A 26,954-nucleotide genomic window follows, 5' to 3' on the forward strand; every position below is an offset into this window, starting at 1 on the left:
ACGCATCTGTTAAAACCCGAACTTTCCTTTTCATCCTCCGGACCTTTGCATGTTTTCAAACCTGATGAGCCGCATTAGCCGACGCTGGCTACCCTGGCTGTGCATGGCCGCGCTGGTCGTCGGCTTGCCTGTGGGTTGCGGCGTACTCAAATACAAGGAGCGCGAACTGCTGTTCCGCATCGAGCCGGGTACCGCCGGCTGGTATCGCGGTTTGCCCAAGGACGTTCAGGAGTTCGATATCAAGCCTGCCAGCTTCAAGGCCGGGCAAAACCTGCATGCCTGGTGGTGGCCGGCCGCGCGGCGCGATGCGCCATCAATCCTGTATTTGCACGGCGTGCGCTGGAACCTGACCGGCCAGGCGTTCCGCATCGAGCAACTGCGCGCGATGGGCTATTCGGTGCTGGCCATCGATTACCGCGGCTTTGGCCAGAGCAAGGGTGATCTGCCATCGGAAGCCAGCGTCTACGAGGACGCCCGCGTCGCCTGGGAGCGCTTCAAGGCGATGCAACCGGACGCCAACAAGCGTCTGATCTACGGCCACTCCCTGGGCGGCGCGGTGGCCATCGACCTCGCCGCAGACCTGGCGGCGCAGGCGAAAAAGGACCGTAGCGCAATACCGGTGCGCGGTCTGGTGATCGAGTCCACCTTCACCTCGCTGGGCGATGCCGTCGCCCAAGTGGCCGACAGCAACCTGCCGGTGAAATGGTTGCCGGTGCGCTGGCTGCTGTCGCAGAAATTCGATTCCATCGACAAGATCGTCGACATCGACATGCCGCTGCTGGTGGTGCATGGCCTGGCCGACCCGTTCATGCCCTCGCGGTTCAGCCAGCAGCTGTTCAATGCCGCCAGCGAACCCAAACGCCTGCTGTTGATCCCCGGCGGCACGCACAACAACAGCATGAGCCGGGGTGGCAGCCAATACCGCCAGGCACTCGAAGGTCTGATGAAAGCAAAACCACCGCAGATCGCCGGGCCTAGCGATAACCACGGGCTTGCAGGTTGAACAACTGCGCATAACGCCCGCCCACCGCCACCAGGCTGTCGTGATCGCCGCGCTCCAGGATCGCCCCCTGATCCAGCACGATGATGTGATCGGCATTGCGCACGCTGGAAAACCGGTGCGAGATCAGCAACGTCATGCGGCCCTCGGTGTGTTCGCTAAAATGCTCGAACACCGCCGCTTCCGCCGCAGGGTCGAGTGCTGAGGTCGGCTCGTCCAGAATCAGGATATCGGCGTTGCGGCGCATGTAAGCACGGGACAAGGCGATCTTCTGCCACTGCCCACCCGACAACTCCTGGCCACCGGCAAACCAGCGGCCCAACTGCGTGGCGTAGCCTCGATCCAGTCCCTCGATAAACGGCGCGGCCATGCCTTCGGTGGCCGCGGCTTTCCAGCGTTGTTCATCGTTGAACGCCAGCGTATCGCCGACGCCGATGTTCTCGCCGACGGAGAACTGGTAACGGATGTAATCCTGAAAAATCACCCCGATGCGCCGACGCAGCGCGTCTTCTTCCCACACCTGCAAATCGCTGCCGTCGAGCAGGATGCGCCCGTGATCGGGGCGATACAGACGAGTCAGCAACTTGATCAGCGTGGTCTTGCCCGAACCGTTCTCCCCCACCAGTGCCAGACTGCGACCCGGCACCAGGTGCAAGTCGATGCCTTCAAGCGCCGCGCGACTCGCCCCCGGATAACGGAAACCAACGTTTTCGAACCGCAAACCATCGCCGGGCACCGCGCCCACCGTGAGATGCCCGGCATCGGCCACCACCGGTTCGGCGAGGTATTCGTAAAGGCTCGACAGGTACAAACCATCCTCGTAGAGACCGCTGATGGCGCTCAAACTGCTGCTCACCGCCGTCTGCCCCTGCTTGAACAGCACCAGGTACATGGTCATCTGCCCGAGGGTGATCTGGCCGTGGACGGTATCGACCACCACCCACGCATAAGCCAGGTAAAACGCGGCGGTGCCGAGCAGGCCAAGGACAAATCCCCAGCCATCCCGGCGCAACGTCAACCGCCGGTCCTCGGCATACAGACGGGCAAACGTCTCGCGATAACGCTTCAACAGCAACGGCGCGAAGCCGAACAACTTGACCTCTTTGATGTAGCCCTCGTGGGAGAGCAGCGTCTCGATGTAATTCTGCTGCCGACTCTCCGGCGCCCGCCGCGTGAACAGCCTGAACGCGTCCCCGGAAAAATGCGCTTCCGCGAAAAACACCGGCAGCGCCCCTACCACCAACAGCACCAGCGCCCACGGCGAAAAATGCACCAGCAACACGCCAAAGCTGATCAACACAATCAGGTTCTGGATCAACCCCAACGACTTCATCACCAACGCCAAGGGCCGCGTTGACGCTTCGCGCCGTACCCGCACCAGCTTGTCGTAAAACTCGGAATTCTCGAACTGCACCAGCGACAACGTCTGGGCCTTCTCCAGAATCATCGTGTTGACCTTCTGCCCCAACTGCACCCGCAACAACGACTGCTGAACCGACAGCGCCCGCTGCGTCCCGGACAGCAACGCCAATACACCCGCTTCAAACAACACATAACGCACCACCGGCCACAACGGCGCACTGCCCTGCTGCGCATGTAACTGCATGGCGAAAACCACTGCGTCGACAATGCGCTGGCCGAGCCAGGCGGCCAGGGCCGGGAGGACACCGGCAATCAGGGTGGCCAGGACCAGGCCAAGGAACAGCCCGCGAGAAGTGCCCCAGACCAGGAGCAAGGCTCGTCGGGCCTGGTCGAGTAGTGAGGTGAAACGGGAAAGTGCCGCAGGCATGGATTGGTGAACTCGGCAGAGGAAGTCGCTGAACACAACAAAGACGTCATGGTACTTCAGCCAGAAATCCCACAGGCGAGAAACCCTGTGGTGAGGGGATTTATCCCCGTTGGGCTGCGCAGCAGCCCCAAAAACAGCACCACTGCACAGCTCGACGGATTACCAACTACCTGGGCAAATCAATCTTATCCAACACCCGGTTCGCCGTGATCTCCGCCATCATGATGCTGTTGGAAATCCCCAACAGCGCATAACGCGACTCACCTTCCAAATGATCCACCAACTGGTGAACCATCACATCGACCGAGGCCAGCGTCTCAACCAGATACACCGCCAAGGTTTCCGCCGTGGCCTCGGGGTCCACAGAAAACAGCGTGCTGCGTGTTCGCGGAGTGGCTTTGATGTCGGCATTCGACGGAAAGTGGAAGTCGAGCGCGCGCTCGGCGGCTTCGTTGAGCTTCTTTGAATCGGGTTCGTACGGGGAGACTGGATCGGTGTCCGGTGGATTGGGTGTGACTTTGAACATGGCAAAACTCCTAGAGAAATGGAGCTGCCACCATTCGCTGCGAAACGACAAAGAGGTGGCAACTGTACGCGGGTTCGCAGACCAGGACTCTAGGAACCCGGCAGACCCGAAGGTCTCCCACGCACAGCCGCCATGACATGAATGACAGACTATGAATCGTCTGTTCACGAGCGGTAGACGTTGTGCGTCTAGAGTTTACCCGGGCTGCGAAACCCGATCACTGAAGGGCAGTGACGGGAATCAAGTTACCGAGCGACCCCAAGGCGCACAAGCCGGCGGATTCTGGCGCAGCCGTAGGCAACGGCGCAAGGTCTTGTAGCTTTCAGGACGTAACCTCGAGGGCGCTTAAACAAGCTTTAAACAGTCGAGCAGGGCTTCCCACAAAGTGCCCGCTCAAAACCCTTACTGAGAATCCTGAAACCGCGCCCGATAACGCCCCGGACTCTCCCCCGTCCACTTCTTGAACGCCCGATGAAACGCGCTCGGTTCCTGAAACCCCAACTGTTCAGCAATGTCACTGATACTCGCCCGGCTCTCACGCAACTGCTCAAACGCCACCCCACGCCGCACCTCATCCTTGATCTCCTGATACGAACACCCTTCCCGCTCCAGCTTGCGGCGGAAGGTGCTGGGGCTCAGGTGTTGTTCCAGGGCGAAGGCCTGCAACGTCGGCCAATGGCTGTAATGGCTGTTGCGCAGGCGCTGATGCACCTGCGACGCCAAGCCGTGCTGGTTGCGAAAGCGGATCACCAGCCATTGTGGTGCCGTGCGCAGGAACACTTTCAGCGAAGCCAGGTCCTGGACCACCGGCAGGCGCAGGTAGTGGCTGGCGAATTCGATTTCGGTGCGTTCGGCGCCGAAGGTCAGGTTGGGGCCCCAGAGCAATCGGTCGTCGCTGAGGGACACACGCTCATGGCGAAAGTCCGCGCGGTCGATGGGGATGCGCCGTCCGCCGAGCCAGCACAGCAGGCTGATCATCAACACCAGGAACGTCTCTTCACCGAAACGGCTGGCGTCTTCGTTTTGCGCGTGGGTGTCCAGGCTAATGATCGCGCGTTTGCCGCGCACGGTCAGCGTGCCGCGAAAGTCGCGCAGGAACAGGGCGAAGTTGGCCAGGCATTGGCGCATGGCTTTGTGCAGGTCGGGTTCCTGGATCAAGCCGCGGCAGATCAGTGCGAAGCTGCCGGGCGGCATGCCGTGGGAATCGAGGCGGAAGAATTCATCGTTCAATTCTCGGATCTGAATCAGCCACAGCGCAGCAAACGCGCTCGCCGGCACGCGTGCGGTCGGCTGCTCGATCAACGCCGGGTCGATGCCCGCCTCTTCCAACGCAGCGCGCGAGCGCTGCGGAGTGAGCCCTTGCCCATGGATCATCGCCTGCACGAAGTAGGCCGCCACCGAGTCCTTTTCCCGCATTTGAACGCTTCTCTCCCCTCGCCCGAATGGCAAAAAACACCAGCACCGTTGAACAGTTGCGGCATAGGACAACCGCCCTGCCGGTTCTAGACTCGCGGCCAATAGTACGCCTTCGGCCGTTGCGGCGGCCAAGGTATCGCAGGGTTTGATCGGAAGGACGGAACATGAATCTGCAAAACATTGGCGTGATCGGCGCGGGCACCATGGGCAACGGCATTGCGCAAGTCTGCGCGCTGGCCGGCTTCAACGTGACCTTGATCGACATCTCCGACAGCGCTCTGCAAAAGGCGCTGGCCACCGTCGGCAAGAACCTTGACCGGCAGATTGCCAAGGAAACCCTGACCGAGTCGCAAAAGCTCGACGCCCTCGCCAGGATCCGCACCAGCACCGATTACAGCAGCCTGCAGAACGTGCAGATGGTGATCGAAGCCGCCACCGAAAACCTCGACCTGAAACTGCGCGTGCTGCAACAGATCGCCGCGCAGGTCAGCGCCGAGTGCGTGATTGCTTCCAACACTTCGTCACTGTCAATTACGCAACTCGCCGCCAGCGTCAGCCAGCCTGAGCGTTTCATCGGCCTGCACTTCTTCAACCCGGTGCCAGTGATGGGCCTGATCGAAGTAATCCGCGGCCTGCAAACCAGCGACGCGACCCACGCCCTGGCATTGGACATGGCCACCACCCTTGGTAAAACCGCGATCACCGCCGGCAACCGCCCGGGCTTTGTGGTGAATCGGATTCTGGTGCCGATGATCAACGAAGCGATCCTGGTGTTCCAGGAAGGCCTGGCCAGCGCCGACGACATCGACGCCGGCATGCGCCTGGGCTGCAATCAGCCAATCGGCCCGCTGGCGTTGGCCGACCTGATCGGTCTGGACACCGTGCTGGCGATTCTCGAAGCCTTCTACGACGGCTTCAACGACAGCAAATACCGCCCCGCTCCACTGCTCAAGGAAATGGTCGCCGCCGGCTACCTGGGACGCAAGACAGGACGTGGCTTCCATGCCTATGCCTGAGCGTTGCTCGCGCTTCGCCGAGTACCGGGACAAAGTGCTGGAGTTGTTCGCCAGCAAGGGGTTCGGGCAGGTTGGCATGCGTGAGCTGGCAACGTGCCTGGGACTGTCCCCGGGCTCGTTGTATCACCATTACCCGAGCAAGCAGCATTTGCTGCTCGACCTGATCGAAGAGTTCTACGAAGAACTGCTGTCGACCCTGGGGCGCATCGATCAAAAAGCCTCGGCCAAACGCGACAAACTGCCCAACCTGATCCGCGCTCATCTGAATCTGCACCGGGAAATGCCCTGGCATTTTCGTCTGGCGGAACGCGATAGCGGCTGCCTGAACGACGAGCAACAAGCGCGTGTTCGCCAGTTGCGCGAGCAATACGAGCGCAAGCTGTTGAAGATGCTCGGCGCCCCGCCCCGTCTCGGCGAACAGGGGTTGATCGCCGCCGGACACGCCATCGCCAACTTGCTCAACAGCGCGCCCGGTTGGCTCGGGCAACATCCGTTGGATGAAGCGCAGCGCGATGAGTTGCTGGAAAACATGGTGATCGGTGCAGTCGAGCGCTTGCTGCGCCCGTCTTCCAGCGTGCGCGCGGTGGCTTAAAGTTTTCAGGCAATAAGCTTCTGCGCTTACATAGAAAAAACGTCTAAACAAACCCGGCACAACCCCGCATCTAACGCTTTGCTACTTGGAGTCGATTCAAAGGTTAATGTGGGTCTCCAGCCCCACGGTTACCGGGAGCAAAACATGAAAATCAATCCCTACCTCATTTTCAACGGCGACTGCAAAGCCGCTTTCACCTTCTATGAGCAAGCCCTGCCAGGCCAGATCGAAATGATGATGACCTTCGGCGAAAGCCCGGCGCGCGAACACTTTCCGGCGGACCTGCACAACCTGATCATCCATACCCGACTGGCAGTGGGCGATCAGGCGATCATGGGGTCGGACACCACACCGGATCGCCCGACGGATGACATGAGCGGGTGTTCGGTGTCGCTGAATGTCGACAGCATTGCCGAAGCCGAGCGTGTCTTCGGCGCCTTGGCGGAAGACGGCAACGTGCAAATGCCACTGGAAAAGACTTTCTGGGCGGCGCGTTTCGGGATGCTGGTAGACCGGTTTGGTGTGTCGTGGATGGTGAACTGCGAAAAGGATCAGTGACTGTTCAGGCCTGAAAAAGCCCGACCTGAAAGGGTTGGGCTGACGCAGAGTGTCTATCCCTTCACACACACCACCTGCCGCAAGGTGTGCAGCACTTCCACCAGTTCCCGCTGGGCGTGCATGACGTGGTCGATGTCTTTGTAGGCCATCGGTATTTCATCGATCACCGACGCATCCTTGCGGCACTCGACATGGGCGGTTGCGCGGATCTGGTCGGCGACGGTGAACAGACTTTTCGCCTTGGTGCGGCTCATGACGCGACCGGCGCCGTGGCTGCAGGAACAGAATGACTGCTCGTTACCGAGCCCGCGAACGATGAAACTCTTAGCGCCCATCGATCCCGGAATGATCCCCAACTCGCCCTTCTGCGCCGACACCGCGCCCTTGCGGGTGACCAGAATCTCCTGACCGAAGTGCCGCTCTTTCTGCACGTAGTTGTGGTGGCAGTTCACCGCTTCCAGGGCGACTTCGAACGGTTTGCTGATCACTTTGCGAGTTGCCTGAATCACCGCGTGCATCATCAATGCCCGGTTCTGTCTGGCGAAATCCTGGGCCCAACCGACAGCTTCGACGTAATCGTCAAAATGCCGGCTGCCTTCCTCGAAATACGCCAGGTCGCGGTCTGGAAGATTGGCAATGTGCTGGCGCATGTCGGCCTGAGCCAATTGAATGAACAGGTTGCCAATGGCGTTGCCGACACCGCGTGAGCCGCTGTGCAGCATGAACCAGACCCGGTTGGTTTCATCCAGGCATACCTCGATGAAGTGATTGCCACTGCCCAGCGTACCTAGATGCCCTCGATTGTTGGTGTTGGCGAGTTTCGGGTATTTGTCGGTGATCGCCTTGAACCGTGGGTTCAGCGCAGCCCACGCCTGATCGGCCTGTTTCGGAATGCTGTCCCAGGCCCCTTTGTCCCGCATGCCACGACCGACGGTGCGGCCGTGGGGCACGGCTTTTTCTATCGCACAGCGCAGACCGTGCAGGTTGTCCGGCAAATCCGCGGCGGTTAGCGACGTGCGCGCGGCGATCATGCCGCAGCCGATGTCCACGCCGACGGCGGCCGGAATGATCGCGCCCACGGTCGGAATCACGCTGCCAATGGTCGAGCCCTTGCCCAGGTGCACGTCGGGCATCACCGCCAGGTGTTTGAAGATGAACGGCATCTTCGCGGTGTTGATCAATTGCTGCCTGGCTTCGCTTTCTACCGGGACGCCTTCGGTCCAGAGCTTGATCGGTTTGCCGTGGGCGACTTCCAGCAGTTGGTAGCTCTGCTTTTGCATGATGTCCGGTCTTTTCTCAACTGCCTGCACCGCCATGTGCTTCCTCAAAGAAGTAATCTTTCCAGCTGTCAGCCTTGTTTTTCAGCACGCCTAGCGCTTGCAGCTGCTCGGCGTTGATAAAGGTGCGCTGTGGCACCACGGTAAAGTCGATTTCGGGGTCTGCGACAATTTTCTCTACCAATGGCAAGGATAGTTTCGATTGCTCCACGCGGATATAGGTCTGCCCAGATGTTGATTTTCGAACGGGCTCATCAGAGCTTGGCGATGGCGTGGCGTGGCGTGGCGTGGTGTATGTGCGCATCCATGTCTGGACCAGCCAAGAACTCCGCGGCAACCATTCGTCGCCTATGAAATCCGGCGCACAAAAGGCGACCCTGTCTGGCTTAGCGATTGCACAAGCCGTTCCTTGGCAGCCCCAGAACGACGTAATTCTGACGCGGCAGCAATCTAATCAATGCTTGGTCAGTCCCCCCGGAGATGTAACGTGTCAACTCTTAATGAAATCGCAGCGAACCACGCGAGAAAAATGGCTATGGCAAAGGCAGAAGAGTCGACCGGGCTGAGTGAGCGACACCTTCAAATCGTCGGTAGTGTCGAAATCCGCACCAGTGATGAGCAACCGCACGTTCCACTGCACTTCATCACCGTGGTGCAGGACAGCCACCTCGCCCAAGTGGCCGGCTACTAACACTGCGCCTGATGATAAAAACCCGGCGCAATGCCGGGTTTTTCTTTGATTCCTTTTCATCAACCCGACGTCCTGTCACTAAACCTTGCCCACGATTTGCGACGGCGCGGCCTAAACTCAACTGACCACGAGCTCGCCGGCGATTGGCGGATGAGGCAGGGTCATGTTCGAAATATCAGAGGTGACGCGGGTTAAGCGCTTCGCCGCAAACACGGTTGGCCAAGATTTTGCCGTCGGCGACATACATGGCCACTTCACTCGGTTGCAGGCTGCTCTGGATGCAGCCAGGTTCAACCCCTCGGTTGATCGCCTGTTCAGCGTTGGCGACCTTATAGACCGCGGGCCCGAGTGCTGTGACGCGCTCGATTGGCTGGACAAGCCGTGGTTCCACCCCGTGTGCGGCAACCACGACGACTATGTGGTTCACTTCGATACCTGTGACGTCGATAGCTGGATCTTCAACGGCGGCTTATGGTTTACGGGCCTGTCGCTGTCCGAGAAGAAAGAGTTCGCCACGAAGTTTGCCGAGTTGCCTATCGCAATTGAAGTCGAAACAGCACAAGGCCTGATTGGGATCGTGCATGCCGATTGTCCGTTTCCATCATGGGGGCAGTTGGTCGGTGAACTGGAATTGCCAGAGAGCAGCCAGCGCCTGTTGCAGGTGCAGAACCGTTGCATGTGGTCACGAAACCGGCTCGAGCAGAAAGAAACGCAGGGCGTTGAGGGATTGCGTGCGCTGATTGTCGGGCATACGCCAATACGTAAACCGGTCAGGCTTGGCAATGTGATGCATATCGACACGGCTGGCTGGAAGCCGGATGCAGGCTATTTCACCCTTTTGGATCTCGATACGCTCGAAGCTGCGGCTTGACGTTTTTTTGTCAGTTCAGGTGTCGCGCCCTTGTACCGCTCGTCCTGGCGTCAGCACGTTCACCGTCCGCGCACTTCAAATGCATACATCCACTCGCACGGCAGGCGCAAACCATGAACAGCAAAATTGCCGCTATTACACTCGCTGGCCTCCTGTCGGCCTGCTCGCTTTACACGCTCGCGGCCGAGACGGTGACGGAGGACGCCACTATTCCACCAAGTGCTCTTCCGGGGCTTAACCAGGGGGGCGAGTCCAACAAGGAAAAGGCGGACAAAAAGGGTGAGGAAGCTGCGGGGTCTAATTCTGGTGCGGAGTCGCAGGAGATCGAAAAAGATGCGGCTAGCTCGAGTGGCTCGGGCGATGAGCAAACAAAGCCGAAGCAGTAACCGGTGAGCCCCTGGTCCGTATTAATGGAGCGTCGCAACCCTGCGACTTTCGCCAATCCTGATTCGGTCCAGTGCCCGGTTTAGCGAATTCAAGGCATCGAGGAGGGCTTTCGCCTCAACTTCCCGGCCTTCACCCCAAAGGCGTTCTGCCATTTTGTTCAGGGCCTGGATGGAGCGCTCGATTTCAGCAGCAGTCGCTGCTTTGTTTTCCGGCTGTTTTTTCAACATTGAGTAACCCTTTGCTTCAATTGCCAGCTCAAGCGTATCGGCCACTGGAATACATTGATCTGATCCGTTGAGGCTATAACGCCAGCCACGGTTGTCTTTCCGCTCTGGTGCAGCTTATCGCGATCATACGCTGGTAGAGGGCTATGGCCCTCGAAGGCTCCCGAGACTGAAACAGTGACGAAACCCCCATCGAATCGCCAGAGCCCAGCAACTCGAAAAGATACAGGTTGCTGAGGTTCTTGCACTGCTCCAGGCGGTCAGCCTCGGTTGTGGGCATTGGCACCGCATCGACCTGCTTCTCACATTCAGTCTTTTCCTTTGGGGCACTGCTACAACCCAAGAGAAACGTCGCCAGCAAGAGATTCGCAATGTGAGGTGTGCATATCTTCAATTCCATTTGAGTCCGGCGCCGATGTAGAAATCTGGAAGCCCGATAACCAATAATACGGCCGAGCGCGTCCGAGAAGGTCCGGGCGAGAGCTCGGCTCTGATCAGGTTTTCAGCATGACTTCAACAATCCCCCTCCCCAACCATCAATGACTGAGCATCTCCAACGGACAACTACGGATGATCGATTCGACTCGCTCGGCACTCATCTCAAATTCCTTGAACCATTGCCCGCTCATCTCCAACCACGGACGGATGTCTGGCTGGCTGGTTTGGCCCAAGTCCGAACTGTAGATCACTCGGGGTACGTCGCGCAGCACTTTGGAAAAGTCTTCCTTGCTCTGATAGCCGAGCAGGTAGGTCAGTGCGGTCTGCTCGATGTACAGAGAAGGCAGGCTGCCCAAGTCCAGAAGGTCTTGCGCGTTCAGGCCAGTCAGTGGGTTGGCGGGCTGGTTGAGCATCAGGCGTGGCACTTGCAGTCGATCGGCCGCTTCCACCAGACGCAGAACCTCTTCGCGGTTGGCATGTCCGGTGGAGATCACCACCGGATAGTCGCGGCTCATGCGCAGCAGCTCCAGCGTGGCGAGGTTCAGCTGACCGCTGCTATCGCTGACGGTCAGCGGTTTGATCGGTCGCTCAGTCAGGATTGAGTGACTGAGTGAGCGGGCCAGCCGACTGGTATGCGAACGGCCGGTCACGGTGGGCAGGTGCACGACAAAACGCAGGTCGACGGCACCGTGCTGGCACAGCGAACGTTCAACCACCCGCCAATCAAGGCCGCCGGCGATTTCATTGAGCACGATTGAACCGGACACCGGCAGTCCTTGCTCGCGGGCCTCCCAGGCTTGGGCGGCGGTGCAGCCCAGGTGATTTTTGAGCACCACCCAACCGTCCAGCGCCTGGTAATGGTGACCGGCCTGCAGCGCGCTATGGCGACGCAAATATGCATCAGGGCCGGCGTGGTAATGAACATCAATAAAGCGTGCGCGGGAGGCCGGGGCGGCGGCGGTCGAAGCACTCATGCATGAGCCTCCAGATCGATTCCCAGGTGTGCTCGCACACTGGCGCGCACTCGCGCAAGGTCATCGAGCAACGGTCGCATCCCGGCACCGGGAACGCTGACGGCCAGATGCTGCGCGGAGGTCTTGAAGCTGACATTGGTGGCCCTGACCAATTGGGAGTCCGCGCCGAAGATGCTCAACAGGCGCCCCGGCCAGGCCGCCACTTGAGACTCCACGTTGAGTTCGCTCAACAAACGAAAGCCTTGATCCAGACGTCGCCCGGCCTGTTCGTCGGCGCTCGCCAGCGCATCGGGTTGGCGCACTGGCGGCTTCACATGAGCCGGCAGCACCCATTGATCGAGCAGCATCAGCGCGGTGTCGACATCACCGGCGCTGGCCAGCTCGGCCATCGTCCCCAGTCGGCGATCCAGGACTTTGTCGGCCTTGGTCGGTGAAGAGATCAGCAACGCCCGCGCCACTTGCTGGCCCACGGTGGTAGCGAGCAACCCCTGAACCACTGCCCCGCCCAGCGCCGAACCGGCGATCAGGGCAATGGGCCCAAGCGGCTCGAGCACCGCGGCCCAGCGCTGGGTGAAGCTGACAAAATCCTCCTGCTCTTCGGCCAGTAGCGAGAGCGTGTCAAAGATGATGACCCGATAGCCTTTGTCGACCAGCGACTGGGTCAATGGAGCAAAAAACTGTCCCTGGTCCCAGGCGGGCATGACCGGCGACATCACCACGACCAGTTCCGGGCCCAGACCAAACTGCACATGTACGGGGGCATTGCTGTTCATATCGATTCCTTTCCAGAAGAACACGCGCAGATCGCGTCAATCAAACAGTTTGCGGGCGCCACGCAGGGCCTGTTCCGCGCCGCGCAAGGTCTGTTCGACGATGGTGGCAGCGGGCAAGACATCATTGACCAGGTCGGCGACTTCTCCCGCCCAGATCGCGCGGACTTGCGTGTTGTCTTCGCGCAGCGCCTGGGCGTAGTCCTCGCCGACACTGGCCGGGGCCTTCACCAGTTCGTGCTCGAAACCCAGCCAGCGGGCAGTGAAGTCGTTGGCCAGCGCTCGACCGCTGTACTGCTCTGGCCACTCAATACCCCGCACAAGGTCAAACGCGCGAGTGCGCACGGTATCGCCAGCGGTGGCCCGGACCAGCCGTTGCTTGAGTTTGTTGGATGGCAGCGCCTCTTCACTGGCCAGAAACCGCGTGCCCATCATCACCCCATCGGCGCCAAGCAACAGGGCAGCGGCCAGACCTCGGCCATCGGCAATACCGCCGGCGGCGATCAGTACCACGTCGTCGCCCACCGCATCGCGCACGGCCGGGATCAATGGAAACGATGCCCGTCGCAGACTGTGCCCGCCGGCTTCGGCGCCTTGCACGATCAGCGCATCGGCACCGGCCTCCAGGGCCGCCAGCGCCTGATCGACGTCATGCACCTGAACGATGGCCAGCGCCCCGCTCTGCTTGATCGGAGCGATAAAAGGCCGGGCATCGCCAAACGACAAGGCGACCACGCTGGGCCGATAAGACAGGGCCAGCTCCAGCAGTTCGAAGCGCTTGGCCACGGTGAACATCACCAAGCCAACGCCCCAAGGTTCCTTGACGTCTTTCATCAGCTCCAGTTCGGTTTTCATCCAGTCCGGATCGCCATAGCTGGCGCCCACCAGACCGAGCCCGCCGGCCCGTGAAACCGCAGCGGCCAGTCGTCCGCCGGCAGCACCGCCCATGGGCGCCAGGACCACCGGGTTGGCGGTTTTAAGCAGTCGAGTCAGCGCAGAGTCGAAATTGCTCACGGTGTATCTCCTTGATGTACCGATAAAAGAATTCGCCGAGCGGCAAGCCCGCGACGCGCAACGTGCGCGGGCCTGCACCTCGCTTAAACGAGCGCCGCGGCTACCGGGGCGTAGGCTGCCGGGATGTAATCGTTGACCTTGTACAAGTGGAACTCCCAGGTACCGGTCTCTTTCAATCGGTTGTAGCGGCTCAGGAATTGCTCATCGGAAAACAGCGAGTCGAACTCTTCTTTGCTGCTCCATTGCGCCTGGTTGATCACCGTCTTGCCGTCGATGCTTTTGAACAGGCGGCTCCACTGGAACGACGGATAAGCCTGCGCCACGTAGCTCACTGCCGAGCGCAGTACATCGAGGGCGGCGTCCTGTTGGCCTTCGAAGACATGCACGACGTTAACCAGAAAAATCGCATCGCTCTCGTCGGGTGTCGGTGCTTCGAATTTAGTCAGGTTGTTCATGGTTGCCTCCTGGCAAACGTAGGATAAAAAGTTGTCGCGACTCAGTGAGTCAGCGCGCAAGACTGTGCCGGTTTACCGTCCTGCCAGAGCAGCGGTGAAATGCGTTCGGTGACCAGTGAGCGCTCGACCCGACCGACAATCACCTCGTGGGTGGCGTAGGTCAGTCGGGCATCCACGCTGCAAAACAGCGTGGCTTGCGCGTCAGGCAGATACGGCAAGTCGTCGAACGCTGCCCAGTCACCATGTTCGAAACGCGCATGTCCCTTAAGCTGGCCGGCAAATACGCCGACCAGTTGGCTTTGCGCCGCATCGAGCAGATTCACGCTGAACCGTTGATTGGTCAGCAACGGCTCACACAGACTGGCCGAGCGGTTGATGCAGATCAGCAGCGAAGGCGGATCGGTACACAATGAGCTGACCGCCGTGGCGACCATGCCGCTACGTGCATCGCCAACGCCGGTGGCGATGATCGAAACCGTGCTGGTCAGGCGCCGCATGGCCCGCTTGAAGTCCTCGGCCGGCTCCGGATCCAACGGTTCGACGGCCAGCGCCAAAGCGCTTCGGGCGCTCATGCCACCGCTCCAATGATCCGCCGAGCGCTGTTGTGGGGCTGGCGCAGACCGGCGTCTTCCATGCGTGGCAAGACATCTTCGAGAAACTCGTCGAGGCCACTTTTGTAGTCGAGCCAAGTCAGGCAGATACCGTCAATGCCCAAGTCGCTGTAACGCTGGAACTGCTCGGCGATCATTTCGGCGGTGCCCACCAATGGCACCCCGGCGAAACCGGCCTTGAAGTGGAAGCGGAAGCGCTCGGCGTCTTCGGTGCTGGCGAACATCCCGCTCTGGATACCAATCTCCGACGTGACGTTATCCAGTGCGACTTCATCGCCATGCTGATTCACGTAGTAGTCGAGGTACTTCTCGGCTTCCTCCAGCGTGTCTTTCTGCACGACATAGGAGTAGACCCAGATCTGGATCTCGCGGCCATACTCCAGGCGCGCCAGGTCGCGGTAGGCCTTGATCTGCGCGCGAATGGTGTCGTCGTCATCTTCGTGCTTGAGGATCAGGAACGCGGCGTCGCAATGCTCGGCACAAAACCGGCGACCGCGCTCGGAACCACCGGCATTCATCAGGAACGGCTGGTTGAGCGGTTTGGGTTGGGCGAAACCTTGGGCAATGTTGAAGAAGTCGCCCTTGAAGTCGAAATTGGCCGGCTCGTTCCAGGCCATCCGGGCGACGTTCAGCCACTCATCGGCATGGTCGTAGCGCCGGTCATGTTCCAGCTGCACGCCGCCGTTGAACATGCCCATTTCTTTACCGTACCACCCGCAGATCATGTTCAGACCGAAGCGGCCACCGCTGATATGGTCGATGGTCGCGGCCTGCTTGGCCGCGAACAACGGGTGCACGGTCGATAGGTGCGAGGTGGTAAACAGGGCGATCTGTTCGGTCACCGACGCCAGCCCCGCGGCCCAGGTGTAGGTTTCGAAAGACACGCCCATCGGGTCGCTCGCGCCACCCCAGCCGCGCCAGCGCCCTACTGGCAGCAGCAACTCAAGGCCGGCCTTGTCGGCTTTTTTGGCGATTTCCAGGTTGCCACTCCAGTCGCTGGCGTTTAAGCGCTCCGGGACGGTGGTCAGGGTGCAACCCCCTTCGATATTGAGCGCGAACACCCCCAGCTTGATTTTGTTGGTGCTGCTGCGCATCGGATTGGTCTTTACCAAATGGTTCGAAGTCATCTCTCTTCTCCTTTAGTGAGCGTCATGTGCCGTTTCGCCTGACGCCTCTTCATCGCACGCAGGTAGGCCGCTCAGGCGGCGCTCGGGGTCTTGGCCTCAGCTGCAAGCCACGGTTGGTCATAGCGGTGCAGGCGTCGCGCCTCGGCCAGCGACAGGCCTTGCGCCACCGACTCGATGATGTCGCGCTCGGTCTTTTCCACCGACTGGGCGCGCTTGATGACTTCCTCGGCCTTGTCGATGGGGATCACCAGGCAGCCGCTGCCATCGCCGACAATCAAATCCCCCGGATTGACCGTCACCGCACCAATCTGCACCGGCACCTGGGTGGCCTTGAGTTGCACGCGGTTCTTTCCCGATTGCATGAACCGACCACGGCTGAACAGCGGGTAACCGAGTCGGGTCACGGTGTCGATGTCGCGGGCAGCACCGTCGATCACCGTGCCGCGAATGTTCCGGCTCAAGGCCACGTGGGTGAGGATGTCGCCCCAAACGGTAGCGTCCAGGCGCCCGGCATTGCTGGATACCACCACGGAGCCCGGGGGGACGTCGTCTATGTAGTTGGCGGCGTTCTTGAACCCGTCGTTCTGGTTGACCGGCTCGTAGAGCACGGTGAAGGCAAAGCCTGAACAACGGGTGCCCGGGACTTGTTGGGCGATACCTTGCAACCCGGCATCAATGCCGAGGCTGTCGAGGGCATCACTCAGTGACGCCGTATCCAGAGCAGCGCATTGCTCCAACAGGGCGCGTTGTTGCACCGAGAGTGAAAGGTGGCTCATGCATGGCTCCTTGCGGGCAAAGCCCGGCCGTTTTCGGTTTGCGGGTTGAGTGGAGATAGGTTGAGCACGCTTCTTTCGATGATGGCCTCGGCGCATTGCCGGGTGGTTGCCTGACCACCGCTGTCGTAGGTCTGGCAGTCATGCTTGACCACCTGCGCCACCGCCTGCTCGATGGCCAGTGCCTGGGCGTGGTAGCCCAGGTGTTCGAGCAGCAATGCCAGAGACAGAAACATCGCGCTGGGGTTGGCCTTGTTCTGGCCGACATGCGCCGGGGCGCTGCCGTGTACCGGTTCGAAGTAGGCCCCGGCATCACCAATGTTCGCGCTGGGTGCGAAACCGAGGCCGCCCATCACCCCGGCACCGAGATCAGAAAGGATGTCGCCGAACATGTTCTCCGCGACGATCACGCCAAAGCGCTCCGGACGACGAATCATCCACAGGGCGACGGCGTCCACGTTGTCGATGTTGTAGGCGATGTCCGGGTAGTCCGTGGCAACGCTTTCGAGGATGCCCTTGGCAAACGCGCCGCTGTAACGCAACACGTTGGGCTTGTCCGCCAGGGTCACACGCGGGTAGCCGTGCTTGCGGGCGTAGTCGAAGGCGTAGCGAAACAGTCGGGTCAAACCGGCCCGGGTCTGCAATCGCACCGTCATCGTTGCATCCTCAGGCGAGTCGCGGTGCCAGGGCGCCCCAGCCAGTTCCCGCGCCTTGAGCACCGGTTCGAACTCGGCGGGTATCGCGGCAAAGTCCAGCCCGGCGTAGAGCCCTTCGGTGTTTTCGCGGATCACAGTGAAGCGAAACCGGCCTTCACCCAGGACATCGGTGACTGGCCGCACATTGGCGTACAGACTCAGACGCTGACGCAGCTGAATCACCGGCGAGACGTAAACCCGCGAGGTGTTGCGCAAGTGCTCCGGCAGCTCGGCCTCGGCTTCCTGTAAAGCTTTGCTGGTGATGGCGCCGAGCAACGTGGCGTCGGCGGCGGCGATTTTTACCCAGGTCTCGGCTGGCACCGGGTCACCGCCGGTTCGCCAGCACTCCCAGCCGATTTGGCCGAAATCCAGGTCGATGGGCAACGCCAGTGCCTCGAAAATCGGCAGGACTGCCTCGACCACTTCCACCCCGACGCCGTCGCCGGGCAGCACACAAACTCGATGACGCGCCGGCTGGCCCGGCAACGCCGATGAATGAAGTGCCGTCATCACATTTTTCCTTCCGCGGAAAGGCGAACAGGGAAACTGGCTCGGGAAATCACCGTCGGCCGTGCAGCGTGCCGCGCAAACAGGTCCTGTTCGTGCATCGCTCTGAGCGCCTGGAATGTCGAGTTGATCTGCAACCGGGACATGGTGTCCTCCAGCCGTTGCGACACATCGAACGGCAGGTTGTAAGCGCCCAGCATCACGTCCATGAGCGGGGCTGGCAGACTGCTCAGAGGCACACTTTCAGCGGTGTATTCGGACAATTGCAGCGCCTTGACCAGGTCATAGCCATTGGCACTGCCAATGCGTTCCAGATAGGCGATGAACATGCCCAGGTGCAAGTTGCCCGCCCCTTTGCCCATGCCGCAAATCGAGGTATCGATGTATTCGGCGCCGGCATCGATGGCAGCGATGGAGTTGGAAAGTGCCAGGGAAAGATTGTTGTGCGCATGAAAGCCCAACGGCGCATGCACTCTTCTGGAGATCCGGCTGATCAGCAGTTCGACATCATCGGGAATCATGTTGCCGTTGGAGTCGGCAAAATAAATGATATCGGCCCCAGCCCCCTCCGCACGCAACGCAATGTCGGTTACAGCACCCGGCGTTTGCGTGGTGATATGGGTGATGTTGGCACTGGCCAGAAAGTTGAATGACTTGGCCAACTTGATGGTGTCCAGCCCTTGTTCAAGTTGATCGGCACGCAGGCATACCCGAATCATTCCGACGCCATGTTCGGCCAGCATTTCAAAGTCTTCGCTGACCACATTACGCGGGTGAACCATGACACACAGCCCTAGTTGGCCGTGTGCGGCGCGGCGTAATGAATCCAGATATTCCGGGTTGACCGAACTGCTCAGGCCATGTTCTTTTTTGCGAATGAAAGAACCATTGCAATAGCCCACTTCAGCGTGAACTACGCCTACATCAGTCAAGTGCCCAACTGCATTGGCGGCATAATCGGCACTGAACTCAAAATTATTACGATAACCACCATCACGGAGCGTTACATCAATAATTTTTACTTTGCTCATGATCCAATTCCTTCTGTGGGTTCTCTTAAAACTCTGGACACGCACGCAAGTACGCTCCGGTTTTATCCAGTAGTAACGAGGCCGTAATACAGGAATACTCCTGACAGGTTTTTACGAGGCATGAGTCGAGGGCCGCGAAGGCCGAATACAAAAGTCAAACATGTTTTTTCAGCGTCAGATGCCGCCATCGAACATGTTCAATGGGCAAATGGAATCATGGCTGTTTTTTTATTATGGGGGTGTCCGCAATCGGAGAGGCGCGCGCCGTGTCCGGTGAGATGGACTCTTGAAAACCCTGGCACAGGTTTTCAATCGTCGAAGGAAGCGTGTTTCTTATTCTTGGACTGATACTGGAATCTGCCCGCTTGTTTGTAAACTCCCCGTATTCACCCTAGGGGGTTAAAAAATTCACCTTGTGTTAATTCAATAGTGAACTACCCCCTCTCAAAAAAACGTCTCAGAAATAATGCTCAGTCGGAAAACAACTGACCAGGAAGTCCATTAGCGAACGAATAGGGGCTTCCTTGCGTAAATCTTCATGCACCACCAGCCAGATATCGATCATCAGATCCGAATTATGGAACTGGGCCTTTTCCAGCGCCGGGTCTTTCAGGCCATAAAAATTGGGCAACAGCGCGATACCGACACCGGCACGTGCTGCCGAGGCCTGGACTTCAAGGCTCCTGGCGCGCAATACCACAGGGCGCTCCGCAGCTACCTCGCGCAGCCACACCTGTTGTCGGGAGTGTTCCATGCTGTCGTCATAGATGATGTACTCGTACTGTTCGCTGGTGTGCTCTGTCAGATAATGCTCGCTGCCGTAAAGCCCAAACGACACAGTGCCGATCTTGCGCGCCACCAGGTCCATCTGGGTCGGACGGCACAAACGAATCATCAGGTCCGGTTCGGGGTTACACAGGGTGCCGATATCGTCCTGCATCAGCAGGCTGACGTTGATCGAGGGGTGTTCACGACGCAAGCGTCCCAGGTGCGGGGCAATGAACTCGGAGGTCAGCAGGGGCGGCGCACTGACCGAGAGGTCGGCGACCATTTCCGTTTGCACCGAAAGCGCCACCTTGGAAATCGCCTTGGCGTCTTTCTGCATTCGCCCGGCAATTTCGGCGATGCGATGACCAAACGGCGTCATTTCATAGTTGCGTTTGCGTCGGTCGACAAGTTTGAGGTTCAGTGATGATTCCAGCGCCGCGATCCGTCGCGCGACGGTGGCATGTTCCACGCCCAGCTCCCTCGCCGCGCTGCTGAGCGACTGCGTGCGGGCGAAGGTGACGTAATGGCGCAAGTTCTCCCAGTCGAACTTGCTCATGTCGCGCGATTCCAGACCCACGGGCCAGTTGCAAGAAGCATTGTGTACAGGTAACGAGTTCATGTGGCCTCGATCGATTCTCAATGGAATGACAATCCAGGCGGTCGACCCAAAGGCTTCCTTCCTGGAGATCCTTGTTTGGGAAAAACATTCGATGGCGGCCACGCACTGACGAAAATACAACCCCCATCCGTGCGGGCTACGATGCATCGTTCAACTCAGTCTGCGGCGATCTGCGCTCCTCCCTTGCGCGGCTCGGCACTGAAAAACAGGACTTTGACCACGATGACCAATACGGCCAACGCGGCAAATAGAAAACCACTGTAAAGGGTGCCCTGCAAGCCCATGCGTGCCAGGAACCATCCGCCAGTTGTCGACCCGATGGTCACGCCCAGATTGATGAACGAGATGTAAATGCCCGTGGCGAACTCCGGCGCTTCCGGCGCTTCGGAGGTCAGCCATATTTGCGTGACGATCAGCCCACTGGTATGGGTCGCGCCCCAGATCACCACGATTACCAGCATGGTCATCAGTGACGGGCCGGCGAACAGGTACAACAGCCCATAGGCACCGGCCAGCAGGATCGGGTGCAGGATGGTTGTCCGAACCATGTTCTGCCCGATCAGTTTGCCGGCATACAGATTGCCCGCGACGCCGCCAATACCGAAGATCACCAGCAGGATGCTGATCATCTGCGCGCTCATGCCCGCTTCCTTGGCCAGGTACTCGGCGGAGTAGCTGTACACGGAAAACATCGCGGCAAAAATCAAAGTCGAGGCGGTAATGTTCAGCCAGAGCGGGAACTTGCGCAGAATGGCCAGTTGCTCTTTATAGGAAATGCGGGTTTTGTCGGGCGCGTCCGGCAGCCGGGCAATGATCCCGAGGCCAGCAATGCAGTTGACCACGGCGCAGAACAGAAACGAGGCTTCATAGGAGAACTGCGCCGCGATCAGCGTCGTCAACGGCACCCCCAGCACCATGCCCATGCTGGTGCCGACAAAGGCTTTGGCGGCGGCGCGGGTAGACTCCTGCGGTGGGTACAGTGAAACCGCCGCGACAAAGGCCAGGGAAAAGTACACGGGGTGAAACAGCGCCGGGATGATGCGCAGCACCATCAGCGATTCAAAGTTGGGTGCGTAGGCCGACAGCACGCTGGTGCCGGCAAAAATGAACAACGCAATCGTCAGGATCTTCTTGCGATTGAAGCGCGACAATAGCAACACCATGATCGGGCCGAAGACCGCAATGATCAGCGCGAACAGCCCCACCAACAGACCGGCCTGGGACGCACTGATCGCGAAGCGCTCGATAATTACCGGAAGAATCCCGACTACACCAAACTCAATGGTGTAAACGCCAAACAGGCCTAGTGCGAGAAAGTAGATCGGATGGAGCATTTTCATGAGTCGGACTCCAGCGTGACCACGACTTTGCCGAACTGCTCGCCCGCTTCCAGATACTGATGGGCGGCAACGATCTGTTCAAAGTCGAAGGTTTTGGCTATGACCGGACGCAACGTCCCCTCCTCCAGACCGGCGATGACATACGCCTTGGCGGCCTCAAGCAAGGCTGGCCGGGAGGTGATTTCGTGCAGCAGATAGCCGCGCAACGCCAGGCTTTTGCCCAGCACCTTGAACAGCGGGAAAGGCGCGGGCTCGGGGCTCAGAGCGCCATACACGAGAACGATCCCGCCAGTAGCGGCAACGTCGACCAAATGCTCCAGAAACGGCCCACCCACCGGATCGAAGATCACCCGGGCGCCCTTGCCCGCAGTGAACCGTTCAATCTGTTGATTGAAATCCGCCGACTCGCTGGCCACCACATGCGCGGCGCCGGCAGACAGCAACTGCTCGCGCTTGGCCAGAGTGCGGCTGACGGCGATCGGGATGGCGCCAACCTGATTGGCAATCTGAATCGCCGCCAGGCCGACACTGCTTGAGGCAGCCGTAATCAGAACGAATTCGCCGGGCTGCAATGCCGCGACATGAATCAACGCGCCCCACGCCGTGATGTACTGCATCCATACCGCCGAGGCTTCAGCGAATGACAGGGTGGCGGGATGCTTGACCAGCATCGCCGCCGGCACGACGGCCAGTTCGGCATAGGTGCCCCACTGCGCAATGGAGGCCGGAGGAATCAGGCTGACGATGTCACCGACCGTAAACTGGCCGGCGCGTGCGCCGACGGCCTCGACGATACCCGCCGCTTCATACCCGAGACGGGAAGGAAACTGTGCCTCTTCCAGATACTGGCCGGAGCGGAACATGGATTCTGCCCGGTTCAGACCAATCGCTTTGACGGTGATCCGTACTTCATCAGGCCCCGGTTCAGGCACGTCGATGTCATCGATCCTGAGCACTTCCGGACCACCATATTGGCTAAACCGCACGACGCGCGTCATTGACTGTCTCCTTGTTTCGTTGATTGGCGGTAACTGTAAAGTGAGTGCGAATACTGAAAAACAAGCTGCTGTTCCATTCTTAGCGGACAGTTATGTCCGCAACCGATGGCGCAAAGTCGTCCGCCACCGAGCGTGATCGCCGTGTCGCAAGCAGCCGCAGCGCGACATAGAACACCGGGGTGAATAACAGGCCGAACAAGGTCACCCCGAGCATGCCGAAGAACACCGCGACGCCCATGGCGTGACGCATTTCGGCACCGGCACCGGTAGAGAGCACGAGGGGTACGACCCCCATGATGAAAGCGATCGAGGTCATCAGAATCGGGCGCAAACGCAACTGACTGGCTTCAATGGCAGCGCGCACGATACTGTGTCCCTGCTGTTCGAGCTCACGGGCGAACTCGACAATCAGAATCGCGTTCTTGCTGGCCAGCCCCACCAGCACCATCAGGCCGATCTGGGTAAAGATGTTGTTATCGCCCTGGGTCAGCCACACCCCGAGCAGCGCCGACATGATGCTCATGGGCACGATGAGCAAGATGACAACCGGCAGCAGCAGACTTTCATAGAGGGCGGCCAGCACCAAATACACCAGCAGCATGCAAATCAGCAGGATCCACAACGTGGAGTCGCCGGAAATGATTTGCTGGTAGGTCAACTCGGTCCATTCGAACTTGATGCCCTTGGGCAGCGTCTCGGCCGCGATTCGCTCCACCGCGGCCTGGGCCTGACCAGATGAATAACCCGGCGCGGGGCCGCCATTCAGGTCGGCGGCGGTGTAGCCGTTGTAGCGCACGACCATTTCCGGCCCATAGGTGGGTTGTACCTCCACCAGGCTGGCCAGTGGAACCATGTTGCCGTCGGCATTGCGGGTCTTCAGTTGCCCGATGTCATCGGCGTGGGCGCGGAACGGCGCATCGGCTTGCACCCGGACCTGATAGACCCGGCCCAGCAAGTTGAAGTCGTTGACATACAAGGAGCCCAGATAGATCTGTAACGTATCGAAGACATCGGTCATGGCAACCTGCGACTGCTTGGCCTTGACCCGGTCAAGATCGACCTTCAATTGCGGCACATCGATCTGGTAGCTGGAAAAGCTTGGCCCCAGCTCAGGTGCCAGCGCGGCTTGCTTGAGGAAGGCGCGAACCGCTTCATCAAGTTTTTCAAACCCCAGCGCGCCACGATCTTCGAACTGCAACTTGAACCCGCCCAAAGTACCCAACCCCAACACCGGAGGCGGCGGGAACACCCCGGTAAAAGCTTCCTTGATCGTGGAAAACTGCTGGTTCAGCGCCGAGGCGATGGCCCCGGCACTCATGTCCGAACCATGCCGGTTGGCGAACGGTTCGAGGATCACGAAGATGATGCCGGCACTCGATGAGTTCATCAGGCCGTTGACCGACATGCCCGGAAACTCCAGGGTGTGGGCCACGCCAGGTTGCTTGAGGGCGATGTCGTTCATGCGCTGGATGACTTGCTCGGTGCGCTCCAGCGAGGCGCCATTGGGCAGTTGCGCCAGGCCGACCAGAAACTCTTTGTCCTGGGCCGGCACAAAACCACCAGGCAACGAATGGCCAAGCCAGGCCGTGAACCCCAGCAACAGTGCGTAAAAGCCCAGGGTCATGCCTTTGCGCTGAATCACCCGGCCCAGATTGCTGCCGTAGGCCTGCTCGCCCCGCGCCGAGAGTCGGTTGAAACGGCTAAACAATGGCCCCAACAACCGATCGATAGCCCGACTGAGGCGATCTCGCGGTGCGTCGTGGGACTTGAGCAACAGTGCACAAAGCGCCGGTGACAAGGTCAGGGAGTTGAACGCCGAAATGATGGTGGAGATGGCGATGGTCAATGCGAACTGCTGATAAAACTGTCCGGTCAGCCCGGGCATGAACGCCAGGGGTACAAACACACTCGCCAGCGTCAGGGTGATGGCGATGATGGGCTTGCTGACTTCCTCCATCGCCTTGTAGGAGGCATCCTTGGGACTCAGGCCGCGAGCAATGTTGCGCTCGACGTTCTCGACCACCACGATCGCATCGTCGACGACGATACCAATGGCCAGAACCATGCCGAACAACGACAGGGCATTGATCGAAAAACCACACGCGAGCATCAGTGAGAGCGTGCCGATGATCGACACCGGCATCGCCAGCAGCGGAATGATCGAGGCGCGCCAGGTTTGCAGGAACAGGATGACCACCAGCACGACCAACAGCGTCGATTCGAGCAGGGTCTGGATCACCGCCAGAATGCTCGAGCGGACAAACTGGGTCGGGTCGAACACAATCGTGTAGTCGACCCCGGCCGGCATGTCTTGCTTGGCCTGGCGCATGATGTCGCGCGCCTGATCGGAAATTGCCAGGGCGTTACCGCCGGCCATCTGGAACACGCCGAAACCCACGACAGGCTTGCCGTCGACCAGTGAGCGCAAACCGTAGTCCGACGCCGCCAGTTCGACACGGGCAACGTCGCGCAAGAAAGTCACCGCCCCGCCCGGCAAACTCTTGAGGATGATGTCGCCGAATTCCTTTTCCGTTTTCAGCCGACCCTGAGTGTTGACCGACAGCTGTTGGGCCACGTCCGTACGCATGGGCTGACCGCCGATGACGCCGGCCGCGACCTGCACGTTTTGCTCACGGATCGCCGCCACCACATCGTTGGCGCTCAAACCGCGCTGAGCTACTTTTTGCGGGTCGAGCCAGATGCGCATCGCATAGTCGCCGCCGCCCCAGATCCGCACTTCACCGACGCCCGGGATGCGCTCCAACTGGTTCTTGATGTTGAGAATGCCGTAGTTGCGCAGGTAGGTGGCGTTGTACTGGTCATCGGGCGAGACCAGGTGAATCGCCAGGGTCTGGGTCGACGATGACTTCATCGTCACCACCCCCAGCCGCCGCACGTCTTCCGGCAGACGCGGCAAGGCTTGCGAGACACGGTTTTGCACCAACTGCTGGGCCTTGTCCGGATCGGTACCGACCTTGAACGTGACACTGAGCGTGAGGTTGCCATCGCTGTTGGCCTGGGACTGCATGTACAGCATGTCCTCGACGCCGTTGATCTGCTCCTCCAGCGGCGCCGCGACAGTCTGCGCCACCACCGCCGGGTTGGCGCCGGGGTACTGGGCGTTGACCACGATCAGCGGCGGGACCACATCGGGGTATTCCGAGACCGGCAAGCGAAACAGCGAGATGATCCCGGCCAGCAAAATCAGGGTCGAAAGGGCTCCGGCGAAGATGGGGCGGTCAATGAAGAAGCGCGAAAAGTTCATTGCCCTTCCCTCGCATCGACGTGTTGGGCGAGCAAGGGTCTGACGGTATCGCCCGGCCGCGCCCGATGCAGGCCATTGATCACCACCCGCTCGCCGGCTTGCAGGCCGGAATCGATGATTCGCAAGTCGCCCACCAGGTTGCCGGGGCTGATGCGCCGATACTCAACCTGATCATTAGCGGTCACCACCAACACAAACTTCTTGTCCTGGTCCGTGCCGATTGCGCTGTCGTCGATCAGCACGGCCTGACGCGGCGGGCCGCCGCCGAGTTTGATCCGGGCCAGCATGCCGGGCCTGAGCAGGCCGTCGGCATTGTCGAAACTGGCGCGCACCCGCAGCGTAGCCGACTGCACGTCGAGCTGATTGTCCATCGATGCCAGTTTGCCCCCGCGCGAATAGTCCGTTTCATTGGACAGCCCGAGCATGACCGGCACTTCACTGCCCTTAGCACTGCCGTGATTGAGGTAGCGCAGGAACGTTTGCTCATCGACGTCGAAAGCGGCATAGATCGGCGAGAGCGATACCAGGGTGCTCAACGGCGCGGCATTTTCACCGGCGCTGACGATATTGCCCGCGGTCACCAGGGCACGGGACATGCGTCCGCTGACCGGCGCCGTGATGCGAGTGTGGGCCAAATCCAACCGGGAACTGTCGAGTATCGCCTGGGCCTGCCGGACATTGGCTTGTGCTTCGCTGGCGGCGTTCTGTTTCTCGTCCAGATCGCGCATGGCGATGGCATTGGAGTTGATCAGCCGTTGGGCCCGGCCCAGATCGGTGGCGGTGTACAGACTTCGCGACTTCGCCGCCGCCAGACTGGCCTGGGCCTGTTCGACCCGGGCGGTATACGGCCTGGCGTCGATTTCGAAGAGCAAGTCGCCTTCCTTGACGATCGCGCCATCCTTGAAATGCACAGCAACAATCGTCCCGGACACCAACGGCCGGATGACTACTTTTTCGACCGCCTCCAGACGTCCGGAATAGTTCTGCCAGTCGGTCACTGGCCTGGACAGCGCCATGGCCACATCGACTTCGGCGGCCGCTGGCGCGACGCTGGCCTTGGCGATAGTGGACGGTTCCCCGCGTAGCACGATCACCAGGGCAACGACGATAGCGCAAGCAAGACTGGCGCGGAGCATGAGCGCACTGCCCGAACGTTTGGGTCGGATCGAGTCCATAAACAACTTCCCTGTTATTAAGCGACGTGTGTCGAAGCAATCTGTCG

General features: G+C 59.9%; 26 protein-coding genes and 1 pseudogene. 7 read left to right on the forward strand and 20 right to left on the reverse strand.

Annotated elements, in window-relative coordinates; all coding sequences use genetic code 11:
• Positions 1-49 precede the first annotated feature (49 nt).
• A complete protein-coding gene (locus ACA060_RS18195; protein WP_497312256.1) occupies positions 50-1,003 on the forward strand; it encodes an alpha/beta hydrolase in 954 nt (317 codons plus the stop codon).
• Here ACA060_RS18195 and ACA060_RS18200 read toward each other — a convergent pair.
• From ACA060_RS18200 to ACA060_RS18210, 3 genes are all read right to left on the reverse strand, one after another.
• Positions 975-2,789, reverse strand: a complete 1,815-nt coding sequence (locus ACA060_RS18200) for an ABC transporter ATP-binding protein (RefSeq protein WP_497312258.1) — start codon at positions 2,787-2,789, stop codon at positions 975-977. The two genes, ACA060_RS18195 and ACA060_RS18200, sit on opposite strands and share 29 nt — an antisense overlap.
• Before the next feature lie 166 nt (positions 2,790-2,955).
• Complete coding sequence (locus ACA060_RS18205) at positions 2,956-3,315, reverse strand: DUF6124 family protein (protein ID WP_109633014.1); 360 nt, start codon at positions 3,313-3,315, stop codon at positions 2,956-2,958.
• 402 nt (positions 3,316-3,717) lie between these two features.
• Positions 3,718-4,731, reverse strand: a complete 1,014-nt coding sequence (locus tag ACA060_RS18210) for an AraC family transcriptional regulator (RefSeq protein WP_497312260.1) — start codon at positions 4,729-4,731, stop codon at positions 3,718-3,720.
• Positions 4,732-4,895: 164 nt separating this feature from the next.
• Here ACA060_RS18210 and ACA060_RS18215 point away from each other — a divergent pair, with 164 nt between their 5' ends.
• The 3 genes from ACA060_RS18215 (at position 4,896) to ACA060_RS18225 (ending at position 6,897) form a co-directional block, all read left to right on the forward strand.
• Positions 4,896-5,747 carry a 3-hydroxybutyryl-CoA dehydrogenase gene (locus tag ACA060_RS18215; RefSeq protein ID WP_497312262.1) on the forward strand — a complete coding sequence of 284 codons (852 nt, stop codon included), beginning with the start codon at positions 4,896-4,898 and terminating at the stop codon, positions 5,745-5,747.
• The gene (locus ACA060_RS18220; protein ID WP_109633019.1) at positions 5,734-6,339 is read left to right on the forward strand and encodes a TetR/AcrR family transcriptional regulator; all 606 of its coding nucleotides are present in this window, start codon (positions 5,734-5,736) and stop codon (positions 6,337-6,339) included. Before ACA060_RS18215 ends, ACA060_RS18220 begins: the two co-directional genes overlap by 14 nt.
• Positions 6,340-6,483: 144 nt before the next feature.
• Positions 6,484-6,897 carry a VOC family protein gene (locus ACA060_RS18225; RefSeq protein WP_497312264.1) on the forward strand — a complete coding sequence of 138 codons (414 nt, stop codon included), beginning with the start codon at positions 6,484-6,486 and terminating at the stop codon, positions 6,895-6,897.
• A 53-nt stretch (positions 6,898-6,950) separates the two neighbouring features.
• Here the strand turns inward: ACA060_RS18225 and ACA060_RS18230 are convergent, their stop codons facing one another.
• Together ACA060_RS18230 and ACA060_RS18235 are read right to left on the reverse strand one after the other, a co-directional pair.
• Complete coding sequence (locus tag ACA060_RS18230) at positions 6,951-8,177, reverse strand: RtcB family protein (protein ID WP_497312266.1); 1,227 nt, start codon at positions 8,175-8,177, stop codon at positions 6,951-6,953.
• 16 nt (positions 8,178-8,193) lie between these two features.
• Positions 8,194-8,400, reverse strand: a pseudogene (locus ACA060_RS18235) (ABC transporter substrate-binding protein); the annotation flags it as partial.
• Positions 8,401-8,661: 261 nt separating this feature from the next.
• Here ACA060_RS18235 and ACA060_RS18240 point away from each other — a divergent pair.
• The 3 genes from ACA060_RS18240 to ACA060_RS18250 all read left to right on the forward strand — a co-directional run bounded on the left by ACA060_RS18240 (position 8,662) and on the right by ACA060_RS18250 (position 10,122).
• Positions 8,662-8,865 (forward strand): hypothetical protein, encoded by a 204-nt coding sequence (locus ACA060_RS18240; RefSeq protein WP_497312268.1) that lies wholly within the window; start codon positions 8,662-8,664, stop codon positions 8,863-8,865.
• Positions 8,866-9,028: 163 nt separating this feature from the next.
• On the forward strand, positions 9,029-9,736 hold the full coding sequence (locus ACA060_RS18245) for a metallophosphoesterase (RefSeq protein WP_497312270.1): 708 nt from the start codon (positions 9,029-9,031) through the stop codon (positions 9,734-9,736).
• 113 nt (positions 9,737-9,849) lie between these two features.
• A complete protein-coding gene (locus ACA060_RS18250; protein ID WP_497312272.1) occupies positions 9,850-10,122 on the forward strand; it encodes a hypothetical protein in 273 nt (90 codons plus the stop codon).
• 21 nt (positions 10,123-10,143) lie between these two features.
• Here the strand turns inward: ACA060_RS18250 and ACA060_RS18255 are convergent, their stop codons facing one another.
• From ACA060_RS18255 to ACA060_RS18325, 15 genes are all read right to left on the reverse strand, one after another.
• On the reverse strand, positions 10,144-10,350 hold the full coding sequence (locus ACA060_RS18255; RefSeq protein ID WP_109636152.1) for a hypothetical protein: 207 nt from the start codon (positions 10,348-10,350) through the stop codon (positions 10,144-10,146).
• A gap of 533 nt (positions 10,351-10,883) precedes the next feature.
• Positions 10,884-11,759 (reverse strand): DUF6282 family protein, encoded by an 876-nt coding sequence (locus ACA060_RS18260; protein ID WP_109633031.1) that lies wholly within the window; start codon positions 11,757-11,759, stop codon positions 10,884-10,886.
• Positions 11,756-12,532, reverse strand: coding sequence for an alpha/beta fold hydrolase (locus ACA060_RS18265; RefSeq protein WP_109633033.1), 777 nt, complete (start codon positions 12,530-12,532; stop codon positions 11,756-11,758). Before ACA060_RS18265 ends, ACA060_RS18260 begins: the two co-directional genes overlap by 4 nt.
• A gap of 36 nt (positions 12,533-12,568) precedes the next feature.
• Positions 12,569-13,543 (reverse strand): NAD(P)H-dependent flavin oxidoreductase, encoded by a 975-nt coding sequence (locus tag ACA060_RS18270; RefSeq protein WP_109633034.1) that lies wholly within the window; start codon positions 13,541-13,543, stop codon positions 12,569-12,571.
• An 83-nt stretch (positions 13,544-13,626) separates the two neighbouring features.
• Positions 13,627-13,998, reverse strand: a complete 372-nt coding sequence (locus tag ACA060_RS18275) for an antibiotic biosynthesis monooxygenase (RefSeq protein ID WP_109633036.1) — start codon at positions 13,996-13,998, stop codon at positions 13,627-13,629.
• A gap of 41 nt (positions 13,999-14,039) precedes the next feature.
• Positions 14,040-14,570 carry a flavin reductase family protein gene (locus ACA060_RS18280; RefSeq protein ID WP_497312275.1) on the reverse strand — a complete coding sequence of 177 codons (531 nt, stop codon included), beginning with the start codon at positions 14,568-14,570 and terminating at the stop codon, positions 14,040-14,042.
• Positions 14,567-15,736, reverse strand: a complete 1,170-nt coding sequence (locus ACA060_RS18285) for an LLM class flavin-dependent oxidoreductase (protein ID WP_109633040.1) — start codon at positions 15,734-15,736, stop codon at positions 14,567-14,569. Before ACA060_RS18285 ends, ACA060_RS18280 begins: the two co-directional genes overlap by 4 nt.
• Before the next feature lie 71 nt (positions 15,737-15,807).
• Positions 15,808-16,512 (reverse strand): RraA family protein, encoded by a 705-nt coding sequence (locus tag ACA060_RS18290; protein ID WP_109633042.1) that lies wholly within the window; start codon positions 16,510-16,512, stop codon positions 15,808-15,810.
• The gene (locus ACA060_RS18295; protein WP_497312278.1) at positions 16,509-17,714 is read right to left on the reverse strand and encodes an isocitrate/isopropylmalate dehydrogenase family protein; all 1,206 of its coding nucleotides are present in this window, start codon (positions 17,712-17,714) and stop codon (positions 16,509-16,511) included. The genes ACA060_RS18290 and ACA060_RS18295 overlap by 4 nt, the downstream gene beginning before the upstream one ends.
• A complete protein-coding gene (locus ACA060_RS18300; protein ID WP_497312280.1) occupies positions 17,714-18,742 on the reverse strand; it encodes a hydroxymethylglutaryl-CoA lyase-like TIM-barrel protein in 1,029 nt (342 codons plus the stop codon). Before ACA060_RS18300 ends, ACA060_RS18295 begins: the two co-directional genes overlap by 1 nt.
• A gap of 457 nt (positions 18,743-19,199) precedes the next feature.
• Positions 19,200-20,066, reverse strand: coding sequence for a LysR family transcriptional regulator (locus ACA060_RS18305; protein ID WP_218277762.1), 867 nt, complete (start codon positions 20,064-20,066; stop codon positions 19,200-19,202).
• A gap of 218 nt (positions 20,067-20,284) precedes the next feature.
• Complete coding sequence (locus ACA060_RS18310; protein ID WP_497312282.1) at positions 20,285-21,469, reverse strand: MFS transporter; 1,185 nt, start codon at positions 21,467-21,469, stop codon at positions 20,285-20,287.
• Complete coding sequence (locus ACA060_RS18315) at positions 21,466-22,467, reverse strand: zinc-dependent alcohol dehydrogenase family protein (RefSeq protein WP_497312284.1); 1,002 nt, start codon at positions 22,465-22,467, stop codon at positions 21,466-21,468. Before ACA060_RS18315 ends, ACA060_RS18310 begins: the two co-directional genes overlap by 4 nt.
• A 79-nt stretch (positions 22,468-22,546) precedes the next feature.
• Positions 22,547-25,732 carry an efflux RND transporter permease subunit gene (locus ACA060_RS18320; RefSeq protein WP_497312286.1) on the reverse strand — a complete coding sequence of 1,062 codons (3,186 nt, stop codon included), beginning with the start codon at positions 25,730-25,732 and terminating at the stop codon, positions 22,547-22,549.
• Complete coding sequence (locus tag ACA060_RS18325) at positions 25,729-26,907, reverse strand: efflux RND transporter periplasmic adaptor subunit (RefSeq protein WP_497312288.1); 1,179 nt, start codon at positions 26,905-26,907, stop codon at positions 25,729-25,731. The genes ACA060_RS18320 and ACA060_RS18325 overlap by 4 nt, the downstream gene beginning before the upstream one ends.
• Positions 26,908-26,954 lie beyond the last annotated feature (47 nt).

Source organism: Pseudomonas sp. LBUM1671 (assembly GCF_059695685.1).

What these genes read in the sequence shown, in the direction of transcription:
- ACA060_RS18250 (WP_497312272.1), top strand. Translation starts at nt 9,850, where the DNA reads ATGAACAGCAAAATTGCCGCTATTACACTCGCTGGCCTCCTGTCGGCC.
- ACA060_RS18300 (WP_497312280.1), bottom strand. Translation starts at nt 18,742, where the DNA reads ATGAGCAAAGTAAAAATTATTGATGTAACGCTCCGTGATGGTGGTTAT.
- ACA060_RS18290 (WP_109633042.1), bottom strand. Translation starts at nt 16,512, where the DNA reads ATGAGCCACCTTTCACTCTCGGTGCAACAACGCGCCCTGTTGGAGCAA.
- ACA060_RS18220 (WP_109633019.1), top strand. Translation starts at nt 5,734, where the DNA reads ATGCCTATGCCTGAGCGTTGCTCGCGCTTCGCCGAGTACCGGGACAAA.
- ACA060_RS18205 (WP_109633014.1), bottom strand. Translation starts at nt 3,315, where the DNA reads ATGTTCAAAGTCACACCCAATCCACCGGACACCGATCCAGTCTCCCCG.
- ACA060_RS18200 (WP_497312258.1), bottom strand. Translation starts at nt 2,789, where the DNA reads ATGCCTGCGGCACTTTCCCGTTTCACCTCACTACTCGACCAGGCCCGA.
- ACA060_RS18255 (WP_109636152.1), bottom strand. Translation starts at nt 10,350, where the DNA reads ATGTTGAAAAAACAGCCGGAAAACAAAGCAGCGACTGCTGCTGAAATC.
- ACA060_RS18275 (WP_109633036.1), bottom strand. Translation starts at nt 13,998, where the DNA reads ATGAACAACCTGACTAAATTCGAAGCACCGACACCCGACGAGAGCGAT.
- ACA060_RS18295 (WP_497312278.1), bottom strand. Translation starts at nt 17,714, where the DNA reads ATGACGGCACTTCATTCATCGGCGTTGCCGGGCCAGCCGGCGCGTCAT.
- ACA060_RS18320 (WP_497312286.1), bottom strand. Translation starts at nt 25,732, where the DNA reads ATGAACTTTTCGCGCTTCTTCATTGACCGCCCCATCTTCGCCGGAGCC.
- ACA060_RS18225 (WP_497312264.1), top strand. Translation starts at nt 6,484, where the DNA reads ATGAAAATCAATCCCTACCTCATTTTCAACGGCGACTGCAAAGCCGCT.
- ACA060_RS18280 (WP_497312275.1), bottom strand. Translation starts at nt 14,570, where the DNA reads ATGAGCGCCCGAAGCGCTTTGGCGCTGGCCGTCGAACCGTTGGATCCG.
- ACA060_RS18210 (WP_497312260.1), bottom strand. Translation starts at nt 4,731, where the DNA reads ATGCGGGAAAAGGACTCGGTGGCGGCCTACTTCGTGCAGGCGATGATC.
- ACA060_RS18245 (WP_497312270.1), top strand. Translation starts at nt 9,029, where the DNA reads ATGTTCGAAATATCAGAGGTGACGCGGGTTAAGCGCTTCGCCGCAAAC.
- ACA060_RS18305 (WP_218277762.1), bottom strand. Translation starts at nt 20,066, where the DNA reads ATGAGCAAGTTCGACTGGGAGAACTTGCGCCATTACGTCACCTTCGCC.
- ACA060_RS18230 (WP_497312266.1), bottom strand. Translation starts at nt 8,177, where the DNA reads ATGCAAAAGCAGAGCTACCAACTGCTGGAAGTCGCCCACGGCAAACCG.
- ACA060_RS18215 (WP_497312262.1), top strand. Translation starts at nt 4,896, where the DNA reads ATGAATCTGCAAAACATTGGCGTGATCGGCGCGGGCACCATGGGCAAC.
- ACA060_RS18325 (WP_497312288.1), bottom strand. Translation starts at nt 26,907, where the DNA reads ATGGACTCGATCCGACCCAAACGTTCGGGCAGTGCGCTCATGCTCCGC.
- ACA060_RS18265 (WP_109633033.1), bottom strand. Translation starts at nt 12,532, where the DNA reads ATGAACAGCAATGCCCCCGTACATGTGCAGTTTGGTCTGGGCCCGGAA.
- ACA060_RS18195 (WP_497312256.1), top strand. Translation starts at nt 50, where the DNA reads ATGTTTTCAAACCTGATGAGCCGCATTAGCCGACGCTGGCTACCCTGG.
- ACA060_RS18285 (WP_109633040.1), bottom strand. Translation starts at nt 15,736, where the DNA reads ATGACTTCGAACCATTTGGTAAAGACCAATCCGATGCGCAGCAGCACC.
- ACA060_RS18260 (WP_109633031.1), bottom strand. Translation starts at nt 11,759, where the DNA reads ATGAGTGCTTCGACCGCCGCCGCCCCGGCCTCCCGCGCACGCTTTATT.
- ACA060_RS18310 (WP_497312282.1), bottom strand. Translation starts at nt 21,469, where the DNA reads ATGAAAATGCTCCATCCGATCTACTTTCTCGCACTAGGCCTGTTTGGC.
- ACA060_RS18315 (WP_497312284.1), bottom strand. Translation starts at nt 22,467, where the DNA reads ATGACGCGCGTCGTGCGGTTTAGCCAATATGGTGGTCCGGAAGTGCTC.